The organism is Photorhabdus laumondii subsp. laumondii, from assembly GCF_003343245.1.
Taxonomy (GTDB): Bacteria; Pseudomonadota; Gammaproteobacteria; order Enterobacterales; family Enterobacteriaceae; genus Photorhabdus; species Photorhabdus laumondii.
Window position 1 is genome coordinate 905,983 of the sequence record NZ_CP024901.1, and the last position, 24,566, is coordinate 930,548.

Here is a 24,566-nt window from a genome sequence, read left to right on the forward strand (position 1 = left end):
TCTTACTTACGCAATACCAAACCAGACATTTCAGGTGATGTCAGTGAAAAGATTGATGACAGCAATGATAGTGACCGGTCTGTTAGGCTGGCCGGTTACTTCCGCGCAGGCGGAAGGGGTGGGGATCAACACTACCCGCATTATCTATCCAGCGGATAGCCGCGCGACAACCGCCTCAGTGAGCAATACCAGTAAAGAGGCGGTCTATTTGATACAGGCGACAGTCAGTTCTACTTCTACGGGAGATAAAACCGCCCCATTTCTGGTGACGCCGCCTCTGTTTCGTATGGAACCAGACAGCCAGAATCAGGTGCGCATCATCAAAACGGGTCCGTCGCTGCCTGCTGACCGGGAATCGCTGTTCTGGTTTACGGCGAAGGCCATTCCGTTAAGCTCTGAATCCGATAATCGCTCCCAGAGGAATGTCTCCGGCGGAATACAGTTTGCTATAGCCAACACGATTAAGCTGATGTATCGCCCGTCAGGATTGTCGGTTTCGCCGGAGCAGGGATTTGGTTCACTGCGCTTCAAACCGACAGCCGCGGGAATCATGGTCACCAATCCATCACCTTATTACATCACTTTAACCTCCCTAAAAGTGGGTGGACAGGAGGTGATGACGCAGCAGAAAGTGAACATGGTCTCCCCGTTCTCTGACCTCCCTCTACTACTTAAAGGAGGACGTTATCCAGCCAAAGTAAGCTGGACGGTGATTAATGACTTCGGCGGAGAATCCACCTATCAGGGGGAGATACCGTAATGCGCAAACCGTGGGTTCTTATCAGACAGACAACACTAGCCGGTCTGCTCTGTACCGTTTCCCTGCCCGGGGGAGCGAGCCCAAACACGGCAGAACTGACGTTGGCATTGACGCTGGAGCAGCCAACCTGTGAGCTCTACATGCAGACATCCCATGTGGTGTTTTCATCCGTACCACTCACCGAGGTGCGGTATAGCACGCAACATATTGCGGCGGCGGGCAGCAAACCCATTACGTTGGCATTGTCAGGCTGTGCGGGATCAGCCAGAGCAGGCCGTACCCCGGCGATTAAAATAGCCGGTACCACGCTAGAAGAGCACCCGACGTTATTTCGGGATAAAGCGTCTACGGTGGCGGGAAATGTGGGATTTGGCCTTCGCTATCAATTGCCGGGAGGCGGGTTGGGGATCTACCTGAAAAATGGCGATTATGTGAATTTGGCACCATCGGGTAACGCCGTTAAAGACCGTCAAATTACCTTCCTGATGGATATGCGGCATGAATCCGGCACGGCTGTGCCGACTCCCGGTGAACTGACTGCGCACATTCAATTTCAATTTGACTATCACTGAGTGTGATTCAGGTAACAGGTTTCAGGAGGCGTTGTGGAAACAGGTCGGGTACGCCCTGCGTGGTACCGGTTGGTGCTATTGGTGTTCTGGCTAGGGTTAGGGATGAGCGGTATGGAATCCTGTCGAGCCGCCGGTATCAGCCTAAATAAAACCCGGGTGATTTTTACCCAAGGGGAACGGGCACAAACGCTGACGGTGGTCAATACCACACCTCAGGCGTGGCTGGTGCAGGTAAGGATAATGGAAGATCAGGAGAAAATCGCACCGGCGTTTGTGGTGACACCGCCGCTGTTCAGGTTGGAAGCCAACAGTCAGAACAGCCTGCGTATTTTGCCAACCTTTAATCAGCCCCTCTTTCCGGTGGATCGGGAATCGCTCGGGTATGTCCAGATGAACGCTATTCCTGCGACTCAACAGATGACGGATGAGTCTGTTCGGGAACAGGCATCGATGAGCGTGGGGATGCGAATTAAGTTTTTCTGGCGACCGCATAGCTTGCCTCTGTTGCCGGAAGCGGCGTATGGACAGTTGCGCTTTCAGTCGCAACCCGATGGCATCAAGGCGTGCAATCCCACCCCGTATTTTCTGTCGCTGGACAGTCTCACGCTGGATGGACAGGCGCTCGATCTGAACCGCTATCCCTCCATGATAGCGCCGCAGGATTGTGTGACCTATGTTGGGCAAGTGAGTCAAAGCTCGGTGAGCTGGTCGATGATTAACGATTACGGCGGGGCTTCAAACCTATTTACCGCCAAAGTGGTTACCGCCAACGTGGCGCGTTAAATTCGCCCTTGTTTTATCCAGAGGTGGAAAGTGAAGAGAGTCAGTAACGGGAATGGGCGAGCACCCGGTGGATCAATGATTTACCCTTTCTGTTTCGCCCTGCTGTTAGGTGGCCTGTTAAAGGTGCAGGCGGCGGAGAATCCGGGGTTATCGTTCTCCCCGATGCAGTTATCTTATGTGGCTAACGATAGCCCGCGCGGCGTGACCCTCAGCATGATTAATCACACGGCACAGAACTATCTGGTACAGGGATTTGTTAGCCCGATGGACCCCGATACCGGTCGCTTTGACACCCAAACCGGGCAAGTTCCCCCTTTTATCGTTCTGCCGCCGTTAAAACGGGTTGAGGCTGGCGAGCAATTTTCGTTCCGTATTCGCCAGCTTGGCGGGCAATTACCGTCGGATCGGGAATCGGCCTTTGTGGTCTCGCTGCGGGCTATCCCCGGCGTCGCTGTACCGGACATGGGAGCACCAGAGCGCCAGACCGGCAAAGATTCGCAAGTGCAGGTCGCCTTACAAATGAATATCCGACTGTTTTATCGCCCTCAAGGGGTACCTGCTCGGGATAACGCCACGGTGGCTAAACAGGTGAAATTTTCCCTTCAAGGGACGCAGTTACGGGTGGAAAACCCCACACCCTATTTTCTGACCTTTTCGGTCCTGAAAGTCGGCGGACAACAGGCAGATGACCGTACCCGTCAGGCAATGGTGCCCCCGAAAGGCATACAAAACTATTCGTTTCAAACCCATTCGTTTCAAACCCATTTGTTTCAAACACATTCGTTTCAAACACATTCGTTTCAGACCCATTCGTTTACCGCTGGAAGATCGGGGTCGCTGGTTTGGCGTTTTCCCGGCGATAGTCAGGATCGCCATGTTCCGTTATGACCTGTCCTCATCTGCGGGCGATGACCGGCAAAGTGACCTCAAGATTAACCACATAGGCTTAAGTTAGAAGCAGAGATGAGCTATGACAATAAACATTTTATTTTCGTCTGTGCGGCCGACGGGTAGCCAATGTTCGCCCGGTCAGCCGGGCAGTTTCCGGCTCCGTCCTGTATATGTCTGTCTGTTATGCTCACTGACGGCGACAACCTTGCCCACCTCCGCGCGGGAATACTTTAATCCGGCGTTCCTGATGGGGGCGACGGGGGAGCAGGAGCATATCGATCTTTCGGCGTATGAAAACGCGGGCTATGTTGCACCGGGACGCTATCTGGTGGATATCTACATGAACCAAGATAAGGTGGATAATCGCGAGATTGAATTTAGATTGGTGGATGATCATCTGCAACCGGTATTAACGGTTGCACAGCTCGAAGAGTATGGGGTTAATATTCGTGGGTTACCGGCTTTCCAGGGAAAAGCGAGTGACAGCCCCATCACGGATCTGACGAAACAGATCCCACATGCCAGCACGATATTGGATTTCGCCCGTTTACGTCTGGACCTCAGTGTTCCTCAAGCAGCTATGCAGCCCCACCATTCCGGGATGGTTGACCCATCACTGTGGGATAACGGGATCCCGGCCTTTTTGATGAACTACACCGTCAATGGTTCGGAAGGTCGTTATGACGGTCAGGAAGCTGGCGGTGGATCACGCTCCCGTAACCTGTTTGCCTCTTTTCGTAATGGGTTGAATCTGGGGCCGTGGCGTCTGCGTAGCACGCAAACTTACAGTTACAATCGCCAGCGCAACGGAGGTCCCGCTGGTTTTTCCCCCTCTACGCAGATCCAATGGCAGGTGAGTAATACCTATCTGCAACGTGATGTGCAATCACTGCGCAGTGAGTTTACGGCCGGTGAAATCTATACCGGTGGGGATATTTTTGACAGCATCCCGTTGCGTGGCATGAAATTGGTTTCTGAGGAGGCTATGTTGCCTGAAAGTCAGCGCGGTTTTGCCCCGGAGATAACCGGTGTGGCGAGCTCCAATGCGCAGGTGACGGTATCCCAGAATGGTTATACCGTGTATCAAACCACGGTAGCGCCGGGACCATTTCGTTTTACCGACCTGTACACCACCGGGGATTCTGGCGACTTGACGGTCACGGTCAAAGAGGAAGATGGCAGTTCCCGTGTCTCGACCCTCGCCTCTTCATCTGTCCCGATGATGCAGCGTCCCGGTGGCATTAAATATGAGTTGACGGCCGGTCAATATCACGGCGGCAACCTCACTGATGGCAGCCGTTCCCCGGTATTTGCGCTGGGCAGCCTGATCTATGGTTTGCCACACAATATCACTCTGTATGGCGGGGGGCTGGCCGCGGGCAATTATCAGTCAGGTGTATTCGGCTCGGGCGTGTCACTGGGGGCATTAGGCGCACTGTCTGCGGATGTGACGTTTGCCCGTGCCCAGTTGCAAGGGGTTAAGGGACAGGAAAATAGCTGGCAACAGGGTCAAGCTTATCGGGTGAAATATGCCAAGAATTTGATCAGTACCGGCACCAACATTGATCTGGCCGCCTATCGTTATTCCACTCAGCATTATTACAGTTTCAGCGATGTTAACAGCATGGGGTACAGCCTGAATGAATATCAAGTGCCGTGGGCGCTTGACCGACGTCAAAACACTTGGCAGTTGAGTTTGCATCAAACGCTGGGACGTTGGGGCAGTCTTTACGCCTCCGGGACGCGCAACGATTATTGGAATGGCCGTACCGACAACAATCTGAATTTGGGTTATAACGCGATGCTAATGGGGATCAGCTATAACCTGAGTTATAACATTTATCGCATGGAAGGGGCAGGCAACTGGTCGGAGAATCGTCAGGTGTCATTCAATATGCAGGTCCCACTTAGTCTCTTCGGATCATCGTCGGCGCTACGGGGAGTTTACAGCCGCTATACGGCCTCGCGCGACTCGCAAGGTAACCTGACTCAGCAGACCGGCATCAGTGGCATGTTATGGGATAACCGCCTGAATTATAACCTCCAGCAAGGTTGGGGGAATCGTGGCCAGCAAAACAGTCGGGCTTTGTCTCTGAGTTATCAGGGCAGTCAGGGCAACGTTAATCTGGGCTACAACGACAGTACCAATAGCCATCATTTCACTTACGGGGCTTCCGGTGCCCTCCTAATCCACCCTTACGGCATGACGCTATCACGTTCACTGGGTGATGAAGCCGTATTGGTTCGTGCACCCGGAGCGAAAGGGGTGACGGTCGGTGACGGCAATGTGCAGACCGACTGGCGTGGCTACGCCGTACTGCCGGGCGGATCGGTCTACCACAAAAACACCATCAATCTGGACCCGTCCACCCTGTCGGAAGGGATCGATATTGACCAGACCAGCAAGAATGTTTATCCGACCAGGGGAGCAGTGACGCTGGCCAATTATCAGGTTCGCTCAGGCAGCCAGTTACTGTTGACGTTGATACATCATGGCAAACCGGTACCTTTTGGTGCCACCGCGACGCTGGAAGAGAATGCCAATCAGGCCGGCAGCGGCATTGTGGGCGATAACGGCCGAGTTTATTTGAGCGGCATGCCTCCCGCCGGTCGCGTGAAAGTCAAATGGGGAAACGGGGCAGCGCAACAATGCACTACTCGTTATCAGGTACCGCCCGATACCCCCGGGCAACTGGTGCAGGCAGACGCCGTGTGTCTATAAGCGTTACTTCATGTGGGCACCACTAAAAGTGAGGTTATCCCGCCAGTTAAAGTCAGCGATTTGAACAGATGGGTCATTTGGAGAGAAGAAGAATGTTAAACACTGAACGTTTGTGGGGCTGTCATGTAGAGAACCCCGTTCCAACCCTCATAGGTTTGGGGATATCACTGCTCTTTTTATTGACTGCTTTGCCCCTTCAAGCGGCAGAGCGTTATCAGGACTGCGAGATTGAACTGGTACAGATGGTTCGTCATGTTACGGGTTATGCCACGGTGCCAAACAACAAAGATAAACGTGATTACTCACGTGATGAGATAGTGGGTTATACCACCAGTGGCCCCCTTGACTGGTCGACAACCTGTCGCGTCCCGGCTGGAACGCAGTTTATGGCCTACACGGTGGAATCTGGAACGAACCCATTAATCTCTTCGTCGTCACCGAGTCACGTCCGAGTGGGACGATCCGGCGACTTTATGGTTGATATCGGGCAATCTTCACTCTCTTGCCAGACGCACGGTTTATCCGGTACGTATCGCTCTGCCAGTCTGACAGGGCGGAGTGCCGGCGTTAACATTCCCTGTGTTCCCGATGCTAACGGCTTGGTTGATGTCAGTGTCCGTACCGTGACAGGCGCAATTTACCCGGACAGTGACGGCAATTTCAATGCGAAGGCAGGAGGCAGCCCCCTGTCAGTGGGCGCGATCGGCTGGATTCCCGCCGCCATATCGGGTTCTAACGGGAGGCTGAAACCCCTGTGGACCACAGTCATCCTTTCATCCGTTAAAAAGCCGTCCACCTGTGCGGTTGTCCTGACGCCCTCATCGGTGGATTGGGGAACAGTAAAAAGAGCCGGTAAACAGGCGGGAGACCCACTGGCACCGGCCAGACAGATCGGGATAAGCAGCACCTGTTCTGGTGATGACGCGGTATTCCAAAATTCACGCCTGCTCTACCGGATCGATGGACCCTTCGTGCCGGGCAAACCGCATGCGCTGGCCTCGTCAATAGATCAGGTCGCCTTCGCGTTCTTCGATTTTGCCAATAAACCCTTATCACTCAGTACCGGGCACCGAGGTGCAGGGCAGTCGGCGAGATATGTAAAGCTGGGGGACGATAGTTATACCGCCTCAACGCAACTGTCTGTGGTACCGATTCTGTTGAAGACTGACGGTGCCGGCGGGCAAGCCAAGGCCGTCGCGGTTATTTCCGTGTGGTCGGATATTAACTTCGTTGAGCCATCTGCTTAGGCTGGGGAATTTATCGAAATGGTTTGGTGACGATGTTGTTTTCTATTTCACAGAAGCACCTATTTCACAGAAGCACCTATTTCAAGCGCAGGTGTTTCTGTGTTTATTAGAACGTCAAAACGTTAATTAGATACCGTATCTAACCCCTAACCCCGCATTTCTGTTATTTCTATTTCTTTATCGAAGCGTAAATGCTCATCGGCCGCCATAGGGATCAGCCAACGTAAATTATAGATCACATTATCGGGTAATGAATTTGCTTCATAGATATTAACGATCTCTTTTTCAATAGAATTGACAGAATAGACACGATCATCATACATATAGAGAAAATTTACCTGATAAACATCAGGACGAGTTAATACGGTAAATAGTCGCCACTCTTCAGGACGTGTTTCAATGCCAGCTTCTTCAGCAAACTCCCTTGCCATTGCCTGTTGGGGGCTTTCTCCCGCTTCTATTTTTCCACCAATCCCATTGAGTTTCCCTTTTTGCCAACTGGGTTGTAATTTTGAAATTAGCGAGACATGTTTTTTATCTTTAGAAAACATAAATCCTGTTACATAGTTAATCATTATTTTCTCCACGCTTTTATTTCACTACTAATGTCTGATTCCTGTCTGGTCCATATGAAATATATTTAATTGGGACACCAGTATAGTCTTGAATAAAAGATAAGAAGTCAATCAGCTCAATAGGTAGCTCCGTTAAATCTGTATAGGATGAGTTAAGTGTGCTCCAGGATTTAAATGTTTTATAGATAGGTTTGGCTCTATCGAGCTGCAATAATGCATTATCGCAACAGACGAGTTTATCATCAATTTCATAGGCAACAGCGACTTTTATTTCATCTAAACCAGCAAGAACATCAACATTCGTTATCGCGAGTTCTATTACACCATTAAGTTTCACCGCGTGTTTAATCAGGGATAAGTCCAACCAGCCACAACGCCTTGGCCTTTTTGAAACGGTGCCATATTCGTTTCCACGCTCTCGAATATAATCAGCCTGTTCTGTCGATAATTCGGTGGGGAATGGCCCGTTGCCGACACGGATCATATAGGATTTCATTACACCGACAATATGCATTTTCTGTGCCGGTATACCTATCATGGCAAAGCAGGTTTGCACTAGTGTCTGATATGCCACGGTATAAGGATAAGTACCAAAACTATTATCTAAGAAAGTGGCTTGTGATGTCTCAAGTAAAACATCTTCTCCCGAATTAAGTAAATCACCGATAATTTCATTAGTGAACGTGAAATAGGGTTCTATCCTCTTGCCATATTGATGTGTTGTTTCTAACATCTCTTCAAAATCTAATGAAGCTTGTGCATTAAAAACATGGTTAATCTGCTTTTCCCTAATACTCCAAAGAAATTCTAATTTACTCCTTAATTTCTCTTTATCAAAGGTATCAATAAGCCGAATGCCATGACGGTTGGCTTTGTCTTCAACACAGGCTCCGACACCGACACCCACTGAGCCGATCTTCTGTTTACCTTTATATTTTTCTGACGCTCGATTTAACTCGGCGTGTAATGGTAAGACAATATGGCATCGCGGATCGATAAATATATGAGAATCAATATCTTCTTTTTTTATAAAGTCGATCTCTTTAACCAGAATGGGAAGACTGATTAAAGCACCTTGGCAGATATATAAGTTCTTTTTGTTGAGTGATGCGGGTAATTGAGAAAATGAGCCTCTTAGATTACCATGTTGCACACAATGACCTGCATTAGCGCCGCCATTAAATCGAGCAATGTTATTGATATTGCCAGATAAATAGTCAACAAATTTTCCCTTACCTTCATCTCCAAATTGGAGTCCAACTACAGCCGTTAACATGAATCTGTTCCTTAATTATTTATTGATTTACTCTAAATAATAGTTAAATAATCCAGTTTGGATAATATTTTTAAGATGAATAATCTGCTCTTTTAAAACTAATATGCTAACTATCTATTCATACATCGTTATAAATTATCCCTTTTCTTATCCGATTATTTTGAATAATCATTTATGATTATTTCTGGATTAGCGAGTCAGCTATTAATAACGCTTCACTTAATGTATCAACAATGGGAACACCGGCAGTTTCAAGACTGACACGACTGTGGGTTCCTCCGGTATAAAGAATGGCATGAGTTCCTGCCGCTAATGCGGCAATTGCGTCATCAGTAGCGTCTCCAATAACCACACTTTGCTCAGGAGCAACATTGAGTTTTTTGAGATGGTTAGCTAACTGCTCTGATTTGCCGGTGGTCAATAATGGCGTATTTCTACCATCTATTTGGGTAAAGAATTTGCCAATGCCATGATTATCAAGCATAGGGACTAATTCATTATGCTCCATCAGTGAACATAATGATTGGGTTGCACCTGTTTCATAGCGGGAAGCGAGGAGCTGGCTCACACCTTCCGTTAAACTGGCTTTCTGAATACCCGGCCGATAGTGAAAATTAAATATTTTTCCGATCACTGACCATTCAGAAGATGAGGGTTCACGGCCAATCACTTGTTTATAGAAAGTTTGTACTGGAACACAATAATATTCGCGATATTGTTCCAGCGTTAGTGGATCAATACCCATTTCTGCCAATGCGAAATTGGTTGCACTCAATGAAACATTGACATCATTAAGTAATGTGCCATTCCAATCCCAAATAATATGTGCTGTTGTCATAATCAATTAACTCCTTTTTCAAACGAGTTTTTGCGAGCTGAACATTCAGGACATTGATGTGCCAGGGCCTTAAATGCATCGATTGGTTGTTCATAATTCAGCGGTGTTTGTGCTTTTAGATTTAATAAAAAACGCAATAATTTGGCTGCCCATGTTGAGTTTGTCAGGGTGTCATGAAGGACAGACAATAAACTGTATGAATAGGCAACCCAATCCGCCGTAGTTGTATGAACATATTTATCATCAGCGAAAGGCTGATCAATTAAACGATTCAGGACCTGATGATGCCTGAAACACCAAGGCGTCAAGACATCTAAAGTTTCAGGGTTGAATACACGATCAGCATGCCCATAAACGCGAGTACGTAATAATTTTTCCCAATGTAGTTCGACGGCACGGGCCTTTGGACGTTGTCCGGTTTGGGCCATGACCAGATCGATTGCCTGACGTAAGGTGTCGCCTGTTCCGCAATTATCATCAATAATTGTCACGGTTCTCCCTGATGGAATTTTGCGCCCCCAGAGATGGCTGCTTTTGTGAGACGTATCATCGTAACGTGAGACTTTCACTAAATTGAGCTCACTATCCCATGCTGCGGCTGTGACTGCCGCTGCCGCTGATCCTCCTAACATGATGCCAACAACAGAGGAGTTGGGGCATTTGTCAATTTGGGCTGCGGCCAAAGTTAACAGATGATTATCCCCTTCAATAAATGGTCTGGGCATTTTGTGTTCCGTAGCCAACGGCAATTTCAAGTCATGGATCGGCGAGGGTGAAAAAGTAAATGGTGTGCCCATCAGCGTTGAGCTGACGACTTTTGCACACTCTTTGATCCCATCGATAAATGACACAATATCTTCGTTAACCGTCTGCGGAGAACTTAATAAGCTATCAACAATTCTGAGCAATTTTGCCAAGCTATGATCGGCCAATATGTATTTTGATGGGGCAGTACACAGCTTATCGCTACACTCAAGTTGAGCGATGTATTCTGTGTAATATTTCGCCGTCATCAGTAGTTCGTGACAAGATTTTTGTTCGTAATAGGCTGCACCGCGGGATCCGACGAATGCTGGCTTCTCCGTGAGTAAACCAGGCAGCGCCATCACTTCTTTAGTTAAATAGTCTGTTTCAGGTACGCCGCGCAATTCGCCCAGTAAACCAATAGAGCGAAGATCCAATGTAGGAGATAAAGATTCAGACATATTCAACGTCTCGGTGATTGTGTTGCAGCAAGGGCATCTTCGAGAGGAACCTTACCAATATGTAGCGCTTGACCAAGAATGGCACCCTCGACACCGATAGTAGACAAATCGGCTAAAGCGCGGAGATCATCCAGGCTCGATACGCCGCCGCCGGCAATCACGGGTGATGACGTTTTCGCACAGACTTCCTGTAATAGCGTGAAGTTTGGCGAACTCATCATGCCTCCCCGCTCAACATCGGTGACGACATAGCGTTGACAACCCTGTTTGTCTAGGCGCTCAAGGAGATCCCAGAGATTGCCTTTGCTGACATTCCATCCATGCGTTGCCAATTGGTAACCTTCCGATGTGCTTTTTACATCCAGAGCAATGGCGATCTTATCGCCATATTCTGCAATGGCTTGGGCACACCAATCTGGATTTTCTAATGCTGCGGTCCCCAAATTAACTCGCTGGCATCCAGTGGCTAATACTTTGCGCAAGATGGTTTCATCTCTGATTCCGCCACAGACTTGTACGTTAATATCGACCGCAGCCAAGACATCAGCAATAAGATGGCTGTTTGAGCCACGTCCTGACGCAGCATCAAGATCAACAACATGAATCCATTTTGCCCCGGCATTTTGCCAGGCTAGTGCTACTTCTGCCGGGGTACCTAAAGGTCTCCGTAATGTTGAGCTTTCACCTCGGGTTAATCGAATTGCGGAATTCGATGTCATTGCTATTCCGTCAACAATATCCACCGAGGGAAATATCTCGAATGTTTCCTTACTTATCATTAAATGCATCCTAATTAATTATACCCGTCGTCTTTCAAGTTGCCTCTTTGTTGGCTGCACTCACTCACCCCGGTCACATAGTTACCTATGCTCCCGGGGATTCGCGCCCTTGCCGTCGCGACGCATCTTGAAATCTATAAGGTATATAAATAAATTAATAACGTTTTGTGATTAATGAAATTACAAGTTGTAATGCAATAAATATGCCCAGGAATATGAGGGTTAATTTAATGAGCTTAATAACCGTTCATCGACTCATAATAGAGGAAAGGAAAAATTTCTCAATAAGGTTATTAGCTAAATATAACAATTTGGATAACTTTGTTCAGCTAATTAATCTTATATTTACTTAAGAGGGGTTAATTTAGGGGAAGGTAAATAGAGATTCGGATTAAATATATAGGAAATGAATTATGCTAATGTTTATAGGGGGAGTTTCGTGTTGTTTATCTAATATTTTAATTATTGAAAATAATATAAATCTGTTTTTTTAGGTAATGATTTTAATATATTCTAATTTATCTAAAATAAATAACATTAATAATTAAATTTATTAAAGTGGTTAATTCTAATTATAAGGGAAATATAATTACCGAGAATTTAAAATAGTAACCGATGATTAATATGCAATTACATTCTATTCATTTCGTGGAATTATTTTCTATTTTATATATTGTATATAAACATGTTGCATAGGTGATTTTTATAAAATAGTTTATTGTTGATAACAATCATTTATAATATAATTTCATTTGTGATTCTATATGGTTGTATATACCCAATGGATTTCAAGATGGATCGCGGCGGCAAGGGCGCGAATCCCCGGGAGCATAGATAACTATGTGACCGGGGTGAGTGCGTGCAGCTAACAAAGAGGCAATTTGAAAGATAACGGGGATATTTTAATCATTCAAATATCGAGTCGCTTAGTTTGCCATTTTTTAGATTTCCAACGCCAGATGTTAGTGAGCCCACGCAGCCATTCATCACAGAAGAAACCGATCCAGATACCTAAAATGCCCATTTCCATTTTGATCCCCAAAAAATATCCCACTGGAATAGCAATACACCACATAAAGAATATGGCCGCATATAGTGGAAAACGCGCATCACCGGAAGCGCGTAATGCGTTCACCATAATGATATTCGCGGTACGGATTGGTTCCATAAAAACGGATAGCAAGAATAGCGGCAACAACAGTTTGATAATAGCTTCATCTTGCGTCAGAAAATGCAGAATCGGCATTCTCAACAGCCAGAAAGCAGTGACCACGCCAATAGTGACGATACAGCCGATTTTCAGACTATTAATGCCACGAATATAAGCATCTTCAAACCGCTTAGCGCCGACCAGATGACCAACCATAATTTCATTACCAATGCTGGTGGCAATGCCAAATAACATCACAAACAGTGATAGCTGGAAATAGAGTGTTTGTGCTGCCAGTGAAATTTCACCCATCAGTCCAATGAATGCTATGGCCGCCATATATTGCAGTATCCACACGACGTTTTCACCCGCAGCGGGTAAACCGATATATAAGATTTTGCCCAACATACCCTGTGACCAGCGTAGGAAACCCGCCAGCGTAAATTTGATCCGCAGGCCATAACTGAGCAGACAGAATAATAGGATCACGGCAACAATCCGGCCAAAGACTGTAGACCAGGCGACGCCTTCCAGACCATATTTAGGTAATCCGAAGAAACCATACAGGACGATCATATTACCTATCACTGTCAGCAAGTTAGCAATCAAAGTAACATACATTGCCGGTTTTGATTTCCCATAAACCCGCAAACAAGCAGCCAGAATAATCGAAATAGCTTCGGGGATAAGACAGATACCCAGAATGTGTAGATAGTTAAAACCATCTTCCATCAGATGTTCCGGCATATTCATGATAGACAAGATCTTATAGCCGAAGAAGATAGTAATCAGCGCACAGCTAAACCCAAGCAAGAAGTTGAATGCAATAGAAATATGGATCGCCTGGCTGGCTTTATCCCGTTTGCCTGCACCAATATATTGAGCAATAACGACACTGCAACCAACACTGATAAAGTTGAAGATAGTGATAAACAGATCAAATACCTGATTACCTACAGCCATAGCAGCCAGATAAGAAGTAGAAACATGGCTCACCATATAAGTATTAATTAATAAAGTGGCCAGATGGAGAAGAATATCAATAAAAATCGGCCAGCTTAACGAAAAGAGCGAGCGCTCAGTAACATCAGTTTGATGCATTTGAAAAACCTACTTATTGAAAAAGGTAAATGAATTATTTCTTGAGATGCCGCATACTCAGAAAATATTCAGATATTGTACATGGTTTATTTATCCGTTAATAGAGATGAGGTATATACTCGTCATCTTTCAAGTTGCCTCTTTGTTGGCTGCACTCTCTCACCCCAGTCACATAGTTCGCTATGCTCCCGGGGATTCGCGCCCTTGCCGCCGCTATGCATCTTGAAATCCATGGGTATAATGAATCATTAGGTAATTTTATTTAAATTTTATTTATGATTTTATATTGCTGAATAATTTTGTTGGATTATGGGATTTTCCAAATCTGATCATTCAGCTTTTTATGATAACTTAAACGATTTATCAACGGAGTGATAAAAAAATTTTTGTGGTTAAATTTTGCTCTATAATTAATTTAAAGGAGTCGAATATAAGGAAATGAAAATATACCATTCAGCGAGGTGATATGATGATAAATAGACTACAACACCAGTTACTTTTGGCCTTTTTAACGTTGACTTTCTTTTCTGCTTTTTCTACATCTACCCATGCTTGTATATTGTACCCGCACTTTCCTATATGTGCGGTAAAATGCGTTATCTTTTCATCTCATACTGCAACATGTATTATCGGTTCTCAAGCACCTAATCATTTAGCTTCTAATTATCCAATGTCTATTGGAACTGAAAAAAATAGCTAACCGAAAATGGAATTCTATTGATATTCAGTTAGCATAATTATTGTGTAATATTATTGTGTGATATTATCGCGTTATGCGGAATTCTGCCTCTTTTTTTCCTATTTTCCGCCCTTTAATAAAGGGCGGTTTTTTATAAAGCTATTTTTTATTCCTGTAAAAATCGGGTAAATAATTCTATTAATTTTTATGTTATTTAATTTGTTCTTTTAATCCCTTATGGGGTGGTTTTCTGTGTTAGTAATCTATTTAATTGATATGGTTAATTGTATTGTTATATTTATTAAAATCAATTTATTATCTGTTTTTCTTGTTGATTTATCTGATTCATTAAATTGAATCTATATATAAAATTATATTTCTGATGTTTTCTATTTTTGTGGAATTGGTCACGGATAATTTAAATATTATCTATATCTTAATGGCTGATTTTAATCAGGGAATAAGTTAATTTTATGATTTCTATATTTTTACGTTATTATTTTATCTATTCTTGTAATATGCAGGCATGGTTTAATGTCGATCACCGTATTTCTCATTTTTTCCCTAATTAACTGTTCTGGTTATATTTAAAATTAAATCTTGTAATCACTACATTTATTTTGGCGTATTTCTGTCGGTTTTTGGAAATTTGTCTGAATTATGTAGTATAGCCAATTATTGGATAAAAATATATATGAAACGTATTCCAGAACCTTTCCGTATTAAAATGGTAGAAAATATTCGCATGACTACTCGTGCCGAACGTGAAAAAGCATTAGAAGAAGCCGGATATAATCCATTCTTATTACCCAGTGACGCGGTTTATATTGATTTGCTGACAGATTCTGGCACTGGAGCAATGAGTGATCGCCAGTGGGCGGGGATAATGATGGGGGATGAAGCTTATGCAGGTTCCCGTAACTATTATCATCTATGTGATAAAGTCAATGAATTAATTGGCTACCAATATACTATTCCAACCCATCAAGGGCGTGGAGCAGAACAGATTTTATTTCCGACATTAATTGCTCGTAAAAAAGCGCAAGGTGGTGCAACGCATCCGGTCTTTATTTCTAATTTCCATTTTGATACGACAGCGGCTCATGTTGAATTAAATGGCGCGAAAGCGATTAATGTTGTTACGTCAAAAGCCTTTGATACAACCACCTATTATGATTGGAAAGGCGATTTTGATATTGATGAATTGGAAAAAACGATAGCAGAACATGGCGCTGATAATGTTGTCGCGATTATCACAACGGTTACCTGTAATAGTTCCGGTGGTCAGCCTATCTCTCTCGCTAATATGAAAGCCGTGTATGAGATTGCAAAGCAACATGATATTCCTGTGGTGATTGATTCAGCCCGTTTCTGTGAAAATGCTTGGTTTATTAAGCAAAGAGAAAAGGGTTATGAAAATAAATCCGTTAAGCAGATCGTCAAGGAGATGTATCAATATGGTGATATGTTAACCATGTCAGCTAAAAAAGATCCCTTGGTCAATATTGGTGGTCTTTGTTGTTTCCGTGATGATGAAGATCTCTTTAATGAAGTGCGTACCCGCTGTGTGCCAATGGAAGGGTTTGTGACTTATGGCGGTCTTGCCGGGCGCGATATGGAAGCATTGGCAATTGGTCTTGAAGAGGGGATGAATGAGGGTTATCTGGCATATCGTATTAATCAGGTGGCTTATTTAGGTAATAGATTAAGAGATGCAGGTATTCCTATTCAATATCCAACCGGTGGTCATGCTGTATTTGTTGATGCTAAATTATTATTACCGCATATTCCAGGGGAACAATTCCCCGCTCATGCATTGAATAATGAATTATATCTGGAGGCGGGAATAAGAAGTGTGGAAATTGGTTCTTTGTTATTAGGTCGTGATCCAAAAACCGGAAAACAGAAACCATCACCGATGGAACTTTTGCGATTAACTATTCCTCGTCGCGTTTATACTAATGATCATATGGATTATGTTGTAGAAGCCTTTATTTCCTTGAAGGAGAGAATTCCTCAGATTAAAGGATTAACGTTTACTTATGAACCATCCGTATTACGTCATTTCGTTGCAAGATTAAAACCAATTAAATAATAAAGATCGGGATGCTCCCTTGTTTAAGAGCATCCCCAATTTTACTGCTTACTATATATACCCTATAGATTTCAAGATAACGGGTATAAAGCCACGCTAGGGTAACGCATATGGCTACTTTGCCGATAAAAAAATCGTCTCCATCTTTATTTGGCGGTGCCATGATCATTGGTGGAACGGTTATTGGTGCGGGCATGTTTTCTTTACCAGTTGTCATGTCAGGGGCATGGTTTTACTGGTCAATTGCCACTTTGATTTTTACCTGGTTTTGCATGTTGCATTCAGGATTAATGATATTGGAAGCCAATCTTAATTATCGAATTGGCTCAAGTTTCAGTACTATAACAAAAGATCTGTTGGGCAATGGTTGGAATATCATTAATGGTATTACCCTTGCTTTTGTTTTATATATACTGACTTACGCTTATATTTCCGCGAGCGGATCGATTATTCAACATGCTATGCGAGAAGTATCGATAGATTTTTCACCTGGGTTTGCTGGTTTTTTATTTGCTCTTGTGGTTGCATTTATTGTCTGGTTAAGTACTAAAACGGTTAGCCGGATGACGTCGATTATTCTTGGTGCTAAGATATTAACTTTCTTTATGACGTTCGGCGGTTTGGTTTATAACGTTAAACCAGCGGTATTGTTTAATACAACTGAAGTTAATCCAACTTACTGGCCTTATGTATTAATGACTTTACCTTTCTGTCTGGCCTCCTTTGGATATCATGGTAATGTTCCTAGCCTGATGAAATATTATGGAAAAGAACCAGAGAAAATAAAGAGATGCCTGTTTATTGGGACATCAATGGCCTTGGTGCTTTATTTGATCTGGTTGATTGGAACAATGGGAAATATTTCCCGGCCTGATTTTGTCGAAATCATCGCAAAGGGGGGCAATATTGATGTTTTGGTTCAATCATTAAGTGGAGGATTGAACAGTTCTGCTCTGGGTTTATTATTGACTCTTTTTTCTAACTTTGCGGTTGCCAGCTCATTCCTTGGTGTCACGCTTGGGTTGTTCGATTACCTGGCTGATCTGCTTAAATTTGATGACACCAAGCTGGGGCGCTTTAAAACGGCATTAGTGACGTTTCTTCCGCCAATGGTTGGTGGAATGATTTATCCGAATGGTTTTATTCATGCGATAGGTTTTGCTGGCCTTGCTGCAACAGTTTGGGCGGCTATTGTTCCCGCATTACTTGCCAGAGCATCCCGTAAACGATTTGGTAGCCCTATGTATCGAGTTTGGGGAGGTAATGTGATGATCGGCTTGATTTTGCTATTTGGCGTACTAAATGCTGCGGCCCATATCTTGTCAAATTTTAACCTGCTGCCCGTTTATTCATAAAAAAACTCCTGCGGTGGGGGCCGCAGGAGCCTGGTGTTGACGGAAATAAGCTCCGAAAGGGAGAGAACAAAGCCGGTATTTTTATGTGTTAATTTAGTTTGTTAACTCCTAACATCTTATAGCAAGGTTATTAACAGGAAGTTCTTATGGCTTCCCTTTAGAACACGAATAGTTAACTGCTTTAATTTCTTTTAGTGCAACGTCCTGACAGACATGTCGTAAATTCATCTCTGATAGAACAATAGCATTAGAATGCCCTCTTTTGGCAACTTTTTGCCTAGTCATTAATTAGTTGTATATAATCTTTCAGTGTCAGTGTTGTTTTTGCAACGGTATTACCGCCGGCGCTAAGCCATCATTTGCCGGTATTCTTTAATCACTTGTTGGCAAAAATCAGGTGAATTTATATGATGAGGGCTTTTAATCAGTTGTCTGTTTTCCGTTTCTATCAATGTTGCTTCAAAAGCATTGATAAATGATTGATTAGCATCAGGATTCCAGAATGGCCCATCTTTAATATCCAGAGCAGAAAAACCACCTTCTGGAATAATAAATTTTACTTTTCCTTCGCATTGATTGAGTTTTTCAGCGATCCAAATTCCCATTTGGCGGTTTTCTTCGGGTATAGTGCGCATTAATGTTACTTGCGAATTGTGGCGGTAAAATTGTCGGTATTTGTAGCGTTCCGGGATAGAATTTAGATGACCGAAATTCACCATATCCAACGCTCCGCAAGAGCCAATATAAGGTATTTGCGTGCGGGCTATTGCCCCCAGACGGTCAGCATCACAGGCAAGAACACCACCAAACAGATAGTCGCAGACTTCAGTGGTTGTGATATCCAGTAGACTGTAAAGCAAACGGCTTTCGGCGAGTTTTTCCATTGTCTTACCGCCGCTGCCGGTTGCGTGGAAAACCAGACAATCATACTGTTGTTCCAACTCTCTGGTTAATAATTGTATACAAGGTGTCGTCACGCCAAACATTGTCAGGCCGATAGCCGGTTTATCTTCAATAGTGTTCTCTTCGTGAAAATAGACTGCCCCTGCAATTTGGTTGGCCGCATTTTTTAATACCTGGCGAGAGATACGGTTAAGACCAGAGACATCCGTGACTGAATACAACATAGAGATGTCGCTAACACCTACATAGCCAGAAACATCGCCGGAAGCCATAGTAGAAACCATAAGTTTTGGTATACCTACCGGTAAAGATTGCATTGCCGGTGTAATCAGTGCTGTACCGCAGGAACCTCCCAGACCTAGAATGGCTAAAACATCAGGTTGTTTTGATAAAAAGAGATTGAAGGCGACTGACATTGCGGAAATGGCTTGCCCCTGATCACCACAGAAAACAGCTTCTTTGCCTTGCGGGTGATGCTCTGCTACTGTTTGGGCGGTAATATCCGCACCTCTTTGCGGCGAGTCAGATTGAGTAGTCAAATCCACAGTTCGAACGGCAAGGCCCGCTTTTTTGATCAGATCCCTGACGTAGAAAATTTCTGTGCGCTTGGTATCAAAAATAGTAGCGATATAAACATAGCCTTGGCTTTTTTTCATTATAATTATGAATACTTCCCTGGTGCTGACTACTCATTCATGGACAGATTATAGTCAAGATGAGACTCAAGTATCACTGTTGTATTACCAAATTGAGACTGTCATCTCATTTTATTGATAAATAAAATGAATCAATTTGGTCGTTTTGTAGATGGTTGAGTAGAGTGATGATAGCGAAAAAATATTTTAACCATAAGTGTTAATATACCCTATGGATTTCAAGATGGATCGCGACGGCAAGGGAGCAAATCCCCGGGAGCATAGAGAACGATGTGACCGGGGTGAGGGAGTGCAGCCAACAAAGAAGCAACTTGAAAGATAACGGGTATATAGCGATTTTTATTGTGAAGAGTTATGGCAATGATAGATTCGAAGACGAAAACTCATTTTACTGGTACTCGGAAAAAAACTTATACATTGCTAATCAATGCGGCATTGGCGCTTTTTGAACAGAGAGCGATACCTTCGGTTTCTGAATTGGCAATGCATGCTGGTGTTTCCAGAGCAACAGCATACCGCTATTTTCCGACACAAAGTGATTTAATTGATGCGATTGTTGGTGCCAGCCTTGGGCCGATCCTCACTTGGAAGCCTGCTAGTGAAAAGACTGAGGAGCGGATTACGGAGTTGTTGGACTTTGCTTATCCCCGAATGTTTCAATACGAAGGTGCATTGCGAGCTGCTCTGTTAGTTTCCTTGCAACAATGGGCTCAGGGATGTTTATCTGAGGGTAAGCAGGAAAAGAAATTGGTACGTGGGCATCGTAAAGATATCCTGGCAATGGTTGTTGAACCATTAAAAGGGCATTTTCCGCCGGATATTTTGGAAAATGTCATTCGGTCTTTTTCCCTAATTTATGGCTCCGAGGTCTTTCTGGTGATGAAAGATATCTGGCAGATGGATAATGCGGAAATTATTGAGATCACTAAATGGATGGCAAAAGCGATAATTAATCAAGCGCACAGAGATTCTGAACTATAGGTATTGTTTATAGGCATTGTTTATAGGCATTATTTATAGGTATTATTTATAGGTATTATTTATAGGTATTGTGGTAAGTCAAAATTTAGTCACAACCTTTACTATTGACGAATTTTTCTGGTGTGGATATTTTGTCTAATATTTTATATAACTTACGGTTATTCCTATGAAAAATATTTCTGTTTATGATGATGTCATTGCCGCCGCCCGGCGAATAGAAGCTTATGCTTACCGTACGCCAGTCCTGACTTCCCGCACTGCTAATGAAATGACAGGAGCCAGGTTATTTTTCAAATGTGAAAATTATCAGCGAATGGGAGCCTTTAAATTTCGTGGTGCTTTTAATGCGTTATCACAATTTAATGATGAACAGCGCCGCAATGGGGTTGTCACTTATTCATCGGGTAATCATGCTCAGGCAATTTCATTGGCGGCTCGTATACTGAATATTTCGGCGACAATCATCATGCCGTTCGATGCGCCAGTGGCTAAGGTCGCCGCGACCGAAGGTTATGGTGGCAAAATTGTTTTCTATGATCGTTATACGGACGATCGTGAACAAATTAGCCGTGAATTATCAGAAAAGCAGGGATTGACCTTAATTCCTCCCTATGATCATCCGCATATTATTGCCGGACAGGGAACTGCGGCAAAAGAGTTGTTTGAAGAGGTCGGTGAACTGAATGCGTTGTTTGTCTGTCTCGGTGGAGGAGGGCTGCTTTCAGGCAGTGCGCTTGCAGCTCGCCATTTCTCTCCTGAATGTAAAATTTATGGTGTAGAACCGGAAACCGGTAATGACGCTCAGCAATCATTTCGTCAGGGCAAAATTATTCACATCGATACGCCTAAAACTATTGCTGATGGCGCACAAACTCAACATCTTGGGCAATATACTTTCGATATTATTCGAAAAAATGTTGATGATATTTTCACTGTTTCTGATGAAGAATTGGTGGATGCAATGCGATTTTATGCAGAAAGAATGAAGATGATTGTCGAACCGACCGGCTGCTTGAGTTTTGCCGCTGCCCGCAAAATGTGTGAGTCATTGCGAGGCCAAAAGGTAGGGATTATTGTCAGTGGCGGTAATGTGGATATCGAACGTTACTGCTCGTTGCTGGCAAAACAACCTTAGACGTAATAAGTCACGCAGAAGGGGCTCTTGATATTCGCAGAACTTATAATCTATGTTTGACCGTGTAATTATTGCTTTTTGTATTTGAATATTAATTATATGGCTAATATTATATATTAGCTGTTACATGTTTTTTGTTAATGTTTCACGGTATTATATTTTCATTAATATATGTTATGCTTATCATATATATCCTAATTGATTGTTAATCTATTAGGGTAAATTGAATAATATATATTTTACATTCGACTTATGGGTATATTATTGAATTAATATGATGGCGGAAGCTATTATCTAATACGCTTCCTCTAATAACAGATCTTTTATGACGTCTAAAATAGGTGATTATATGGCCACGGAAGATAGCATTATTGATGATTTTAACGGTAAAACAAAGACTCTTGGATGGGATATTATTGCTGCCTATGATAGAACTAAAATAAATATGCTGTTTGAACAGCAATATGTAAGAAAAGTAAGTGAAGGTGCACATTTTTCACCTATTTTCTGGGAAAGCGAAAATAAAAAGATAAAATTTGACAACTTGATATTGGGAGTACCGTTAATTTCCTTTGAAAATTCATCAATTGAAGGTTCTCAGGCAACGGTAAAATTAAATTTTATTTCTGGCACGATAATAGAACTTTATGATGATGGTAGAGTAAAGAATTATCAAAGAATTACCCCGAATAATAATTACCATATGACAATAACCGTAGACTTGATTGCGGCGACAGGTTCTGTTGATAATAATGGGAAAGTTGTCGTGGAGTTTAAAAAAGGAATTTTGGGGGTAGTCAATGTTATCAACGATGCGCCAGCAGAAGTTAAGGAGTTTTTCCGTAATTGGCTCAAAGATAATGATGTCACTTATGAGTTAGGTATTTTGAAGCTGGATAATATGGTTGGACTGGTTCCACAAATGTTTAAAATCAGAACGCAACCGGCACCCGGTGCTAATTTATATGGTTCTGATAATTATGGTCATGGGGCAGTGTTGTTATTTATTGCAACAAACTATAATCCTAACGGTGGAGTATTACCAACTAGCTCAAGTAATTTTCCTTATTTGATACCAGATAATCGTTCTGCGATGCTAATTATCAGTAATAAGACACTTTTTGAGAATATTCTTAAGCCGCAATATGAGCGTTTATTACCTAGCCCAACGGGTGTAAATTTAGAATTAGTTAAGTTAGATAGTCAGGCGGATGATTCAGCTAGCTATTTGAAGATAACAAATGGGTATGCTGAGAGCGATGAACCTGTACAATATGAAGGAGGAGGGTATAAAGTATGGACAGGATTGTCTAAAGGTGAAACTAATATTTGGCTGGAGAAGGTAAAAATTCCTTATTCTGGGATGTATATTAAGCCTGAGAAGGAAAAAATTATCTTTTCTGGGGAGGATAATAATGGTCACTCTTATCATTTTATCCAAACATTTGGTGTTTTTTACGATTCAGCAATAAGTGGTGGTTGGAACGACTCTAAAATTGATTTTTATATTGATGGTTCAATAGATATTACGCCTCATGTAAAATCTAATGATGAGATTGAATTAAAATTAAATAATAGAATGAGCACCAGATATGACAAACAAGATGAACCTGTTTGGGGAATACACTTTTATCCTAAAGAAAAGTTTGTTAATAAAACAGCAGAAGTTGTTAAAGATATTGTTGAAAATAATTTATCCAACGTTGCAAAGATTAAATTAGATAGCATTAGCCTATTTGCAGTTAATCATCTTCTTTTTCCTGAAAGCAATTATCTTGAATTTGATAAAGTATATGTGCCTGGGGATATGGTGCTATTTGGTGATATTTCCCCAACATCAACTGCATTTAGAATTAATGATCTTCAACTAACTATACCATTGAAAGCTAAGCATAAATTTACAACCAACACCAAGGCAACGGTAAATTGGTCTATTACTCCAGCAGAATTGGGGAGTATTAATGCGAATACAGGAGATTACATGGCACCGACTAAGATAAAAGGGAATAATCAAATTGTGACAATTACTGCGACAGACCCAAATACAAACGCTAAAGCTTCAGCGGTTGTAATTTTGGTGCCTTCCTCAGTATCGATTAGTCCTTCTTTTGTTGTTATCAATGAAAATGATGTTAATAAGAATGCCAATTTTACTGTTTATGGCGATAAAAAAGTGAATTGGCGTGTGGAAACGGGTACTGGCTATGGTGTTGTTGATGCGAATGGCAAATATACGCCTCCAGCCGCTTTCCCGGCTGGATATAATATGGTTACGGTGACGGCTGTTGCTGATAATGGCGATTTAGATAAAGTTAATATCCTGCTTATCAGTAAAAACACGAAAGCTGAGTTCACGATTAATCCTAGCTATAATCAAGAGTTATTAACACCCGATGCCGTAATGAAATTCTCTTCTGTTGGTAATGATTTGACTTCTCCAAGTGAATGGAGTCTTATGCCAGAAAGAGGAAATATTAAGGTAGGTGAACCAGAAGTCACAAAAGATGAGTTTGGTAATGACATCGAAAAGTATACTGCAACTTATACTGCACCAAGTGATATTACTTGTTCAGAAATTGTTTTACTCAGAGTGACACATAAAAATAAACCCAATCGTGCGGGATATGCTTTGATTACACTTGAGCCGAAAATCAGCTAATCGTTAACGACTTTTAATAACCGCCAGATGATGCAATAAATTTCTTATTATTTATTGCATCTCTGTTATCTAATTTATTGTTTTTTTTATAAAAAAATATTCATCCTGTATATACCCTATGGATTTCAAGATGCATCGCGGCGGCAAAGGAGCGAATCCCCGGGAGCATAGATAACTATGTGACTGGGGTGAGTGAGTGCAGCC

At 43.0% G+C, this 24,566-nt stretch carries 19 protein-coding genes; 12 read left to right on the forward strand and 7 right to left on the reverse strand.

The features are described 5' to 3' along the window. The first annotated feature begins 37 nt into the window (after nt 1–37). From PluTT01m_RS04055 to PluTT01m_RS04080, 6 genes are all read left to right on the forward strand, one after another. Nucleotides 38–760, forward strand: coding sequence for a fimbrial biogenesis chaperone (locus PluTT01m_RS04055; RefSeq protein ID WP_202926116.1), 723 nt, complete (start codon nt 38–40; stop codon nt 758–760). After that, nucleotides 760–1,332 carry a fimbrial protein gene (locus PluTT01m_RS04060; RefSeq protein ID WP_011145162.1) on the forward strand — a complete coding sequence of 191 codons (573 nt, stop codon included), beginning with the start codon at nt 760–762 and terminating at the stop codon, nt 1,330–1,332. Before PluTT01m_RS04055 ends, PluTT01m_RS04060 begins: the two co-directional genes overlap by 1 nt. Nucleotides 1,333–1,434: 102 nt before the next feature. Further along, the gene (locus tag PluTT01m_RS04065; protein WP_228956900.1) at nt 1,435–2,115 is read left to right on the forward strand and encodes a fimbrial biogenesis chaperone; all 681 of its coding nucleotides are present in this window, start codon (nt 1,435–1,437) and stop codon (nt 2,113–2,115) included. A 75-nt stretch (nt 2,116–2,190) separates the two neighbouring features. Then, a complete protein-coding gene (locus tag PluTT01m_RS04070) occupies nt 2,191–3,003 on the forward strand; it encodes a fimbrial biogenesis chaperone (RefSeq protein WP_049789737.1) in 813 nt (270 codons plus the stop codon). 82 nt (nt 3,004–3,085) lie between these two features. Continuing rightward, nucleotides 3,086–5,728, forward strand: a complete 2,643-nt coding sequence (locus tag PluTT01m_RS04075) for a fimbria/pilus outer membrane usher protein (RefSeq protein ID WP_011145165.1) — start codon at nt 3,086–3,088, stop codon at nt 5,726–5,728. Nucleotides 5,729–5,820: 92 nt separating this feature from the next. Further along, nucleotides 5,821–6,975, forward strand: a complete 1,155-nt coding sequence (locus tag PluTT01m_RS04080) for a DUF1120 domain-containing protein (RefSeq protein ID WP_011145166.1) — start codon at nt 5,821–5,823, stop codon at nt 6,973–6,975. Nucleotides 6,976–7,121: 146 nt separating this feature from the next. Here PluTT01m_RS04080 and PluTT01m_RS04085 read toward each other — a convergent pair whose 3' ends face one another. From PluTT01m_RS04085 to PluTT01m_RS04110, 6 genes are all read right to left on the reverse strand, one after another. Further along, nucleotides 7,122–7,550 carry an NUDIX domain-containing protein gene (locus PluTT01m_RS04085; protein ID WP_011145167.1) on the reverse strand — a complete coding sequence of 143 codons (429 nt, stop codon included), beginning with the start codon at nt 7,548–7,550 and terminating at the stop codon, nt 7,122–7,124. 16 nt (nt 7,551–7,566) lie between these two features. Beyond that, the gene (locus PluTT01m_RS04090; RefSeq protein WP_011145168.1) at nt 7,567–8,826 is read right to left on the reverse strand and encodes an adenylosuccinate synthase; all 1,260 of its coding nucleotides are present in this window, start codon (nt 8,824–8,826) and stop codon (nt 7,567–7,569) included. A gap of 178 nt (nt 8,827–9,004) precedes the next feature. Further along, nucleotides 9,005–9,664, reverse strand: a complete 660-nt coding sequence (locus PluTT01m_RS04095; RefSeq protein WP_011145169.1) for an HAD family hydrolase — start codon at nt 9,662–9,664, stop codon at nt 9,005–9,007. 2 nt (nt 9,665–9,666) lie between these two features. Continuing rightward, complete coding sequence (locus tag PluTT01m_RS04100; protein ID WP_011145170.1) at nt 9,667–10,869, reverse strand: phosphoribosyltransferase; 1,203 nt, start codon at nt 10,867–10,869, stop codon at nt 9,667–9,669. Between the two features lie 2 nt (nt 10,870–10,871). Next, on the reverse strand, nt 10,872–11,648 hold the full coding sequence (locus PluTT01m_RS04105) for a HisA/HisF-related TIM barrel protein (RefSeq protein ID WP_011145171.1): 777 nt from the start codon (nt 11,646–11,648) through the stop codon (nt 10,872–10,874). Nucleotides 11,649–12,558: 910 nt separating this feature from the next. Then, the gene (locus tag PluTT01m_RS04110) at nt 12,559–13,899 is read right to left on the reverse strand and encodes an MATE family efflux transporter (protein WP_011145172.1); all 1,341 of its coding nucleotides are present in this window, start codon (nt 13,897–13,899) and stop codon (nt 12,559–12,561) included. Nucleotides 13,900–15,051: 1,152 nt separating this feature from the next. On the opposite strand from PluTT01m_RS04110, the gene tnaC reads away from it, so the two are divergent. From tnaC to mtr, 3 genes are all read left to right on the forward strand, one after another. After that, nucleotides 15,052–15,150 carry a tryptophanase leader peptide gene (gene tnaC, locus PluTT01m_RS28185; protein WP_071824082.1) on the forward strand — a complete coding sequence of 33 codons (99 nt, stop codon included), beginning with the start codon at nt 15,052–15,054 and terminating at the stop codon, nt 15,148–15,150. A 122-nt stretch (nt 15,151–15,272) separates the two neighbouring features. After that, nucleotides 15,273–16,673: a tryptophanase gene (tnaA, locus tag PluTT01m_RS04125; protein ID WP_011145173.1), complete on the forward strand. Its 1,401-nt coding sequence runs from the start codon at nt 15,273–15,275 to the stop codon at nt 16,671–16,673. Between the two features lie 110 nt (nt 16,674–16,783). Continuing rightward, nucleotides 16,784–18,028 (forward strand): tryptophan permease, encoded by a 1,245-nt coding sequence (mtr, locus tag PluTT01m_RS04130; RefSeq protein ID WP_011145174.1) that lies wholly within the window; start codon nt 16,784–16,786, stop codon nt 18,026–18,028. Nucleotides 18,029–18,375: 347 nt separating this feature from the next. Here the strand turns inward: mtr and PluTT01m_RS04135 are convergent, their stop codons facing one another. Then, nucleotides 18,376–19,587 (reverse strand): Tm-1-like ATP-binding domain-containing protein, encoded by a 1,212-nt coding sequence (locus PluTT01m_RS04135; protein ID WP_011145175.1) that lies wholly within the window; start codon nt 19,585–19,587, stop codon nt 18,376–18,378. A 354-nt stretch (nt 19,588–19,941) separates the two neighbouring features. Between PluTT01m_RS04135 and PluTT01m_RS04140 the strand changes: the two genes are divergently transcribed. The 3 genes from PluTT01m_RS04140 to PluTT01m_RS04150 all read left to right on the forward strand — a co-directional run bounded on the left by PluTT01m_RS04140 (nt 19,942) and on the right by PluTT01m_RS04150 (nt 24,362). Further along, nucleotides 19,942–20,568 carry a TetR/AcrR family transcriptional regulator gene (locus tag PluTT01m_RS04140; protein WP_011145176.1) on the forward strand — a complete coding sequence of 209 codons (627 nt, stop codon included), beginning with the start codon at nt 19,942–19,944 and terminating at the stop codon, nt 20,566–20,568. 166 nt (nt 20,569–20,734) lie between these two features. After that, complete coding sequence (locus PluTT01m_RS04145; protein ID WP_011145177.1) at nt 20,735–21,703, forward strand: threo-3-hydroxy-L-aspartate ammonia-lyase; 969 nt, start codon at nt 20,735–20,737, stop codon at nt 21,701–21,703. A gap of 349 nt (nt 21,704–22,052) precedes the next feature. Then, a complete protein-coding gene (locus tag PluTT01m_RS04150; protein WP_011145178.1) occupies nt 22,053–24,362 on the forward strand; it encodes a hypothetical protein in 2,310 nt (769 codons plus the stop codon). Nucleotides 24,363–24,566 lie beyond the last annotated feature (204 nt).

What these genes read in the sequence shown, in the direction of transcription:
- PluTT01m_RS04075 (WP_011145165.1), top strand. Translation starts at nt 3,086, where the DNA reads ATGACAATAAACATTTTATTTTCGTCTGTGCGGCCGACGGGTAGCCAA.
- PluTT01m_RS04090 (WP_011145168.1), bottom strand. Translation starts at nt 8,826, where the DNA reads ATGTTAACGGCTGTAGTTGGACTCCAATTTGGAGATGAAGGTAAGGGA.
- PluTT01m_RS04080 (WP_011145166.1), top strand. Translation starts at nt 5,821, where the DNA reads ATGTTAAACACTGAACGTTTGTGGGGCTGTCATGTAGAGAACCCCGTT.
- PluTT01m_RS04085 (WP_011145167.1), bottom strand. Translation starts at nt 7,550, where the DNA reads ATGATTAACTATGTAACAGGATTTATGTTTTCTAAAGATAAAAAACAT.
- PluTT01m_RS04135 (WP_011145175.1), bottom strand. Translation starts at nt 19,587, where the DNA reads ATGAAAAAAAGCCAAGGCTATGTTTATATCGCTACTATTTTTGATACC.
- tnaA (WP_011145173.1), top strand. Translation starts at nt 15,273, where the DNA reads ATGAAACGTATTCCAGAACCTTTCCGTATTAAAATGGTAGAAAATATT.
- PluTT01m_RS04140 (WP_011145176.1), top strand. Translation starts at nt 19,942, where the DNA reads ATGGCAATGATAGATTCGAAGACGAAAACTCATTTTACTGGTACTCGG.
- PluTT01m_RS04070 (WP_049789737.1), top strand. Translation starts at nt 2,191, where the DNA reads ATGATTTACCCTTTCTGTTTCGCCCTGCTGTTAGGTGGCCTGTTAAAG.
- mtr (WP_011145174.1), top strand. Translation starts at nt 16,784, where the DNA reads ATGGCTACTTTGCCGATAAAAAAATCGTCTCCATCTTTATTTGGCGGT.
- PluTT01m_RS04100 (WP_011145170.1), bottom strand. Translation starts at nt 10,869, where the DNA reads ATGTCTGAATCTTTATCTCCTACATTGGATCTTCGCTCTATTGGTTTA.
- PluTT01m_RS04095 (WP_011145169.1), bottom strand. Translation starts at nt 9,664, where the DNA reads ATGACAACAGCACATATTATTTGGGATTGGAATGGCACATTACTTAAT.
- PluTT01m_RS04105 (WP_011145171.1), bottom strand. Translation starts at nt 11,648, where the DNA reads ATGATAAGTAAGGAAACATTCGAGATATTTCCCTCGGTGGATATTGTT.
- tnaC (WP_071824082.1), top strand. Translation starts at nt 15,052, where the DNA reads ATGATTTCTATATTTTTACGTTATTATTTTATCTATTCTTGTAATATG.
- PluTT01m_RS04150 (WP_011145178.1), top strand. Translation starts at nt 22,053, where the DNA reads ATGGCCACGGAAGATAGCATTATTGATGATTTTAACGGTAAAACAAAG.
- PluTT01m_RS04110 (WP_011145172.1), bottom strand. Translation starts at nt 13,899, where the DNA reads ATGCATCAAACTGATGTTACTGAGCGCTCGCTCTTTTCGTTAAGCTGG.
- PluTT01m_RS04060 (WP_011145162.1), top strand. Translation starts at nt 760, where the DNA reads ATGCGCAAACCGTGGGTTCTTATCAGACAGACAACACTAGCCGGTCTG.
- PluTT01m_RS04065 (WP_228956900.1), top strand. Translation starts at nt 1,435, where the DNA reads ATGAGCGGTATGGAATCCTGTCGAGCCGCCGGTATCAGCCTAAATAAA.
- PluTT01m_RS04145 (WP_011145177.1), top strand. Translation starts at nt 20,735, where the DNA reads ATGAAAAATATTTCTGTTTATGATGATGTCATTGCCGCCGCCCGGCGA.
- PluTT01m_RS04055 (WP_202926116.1), top strand. Translation starts at nt 38, where the DNA reads ATGTCAGTGAAAAGATTGATGACAGCAATGATAGTGACCGGTCTGTTA.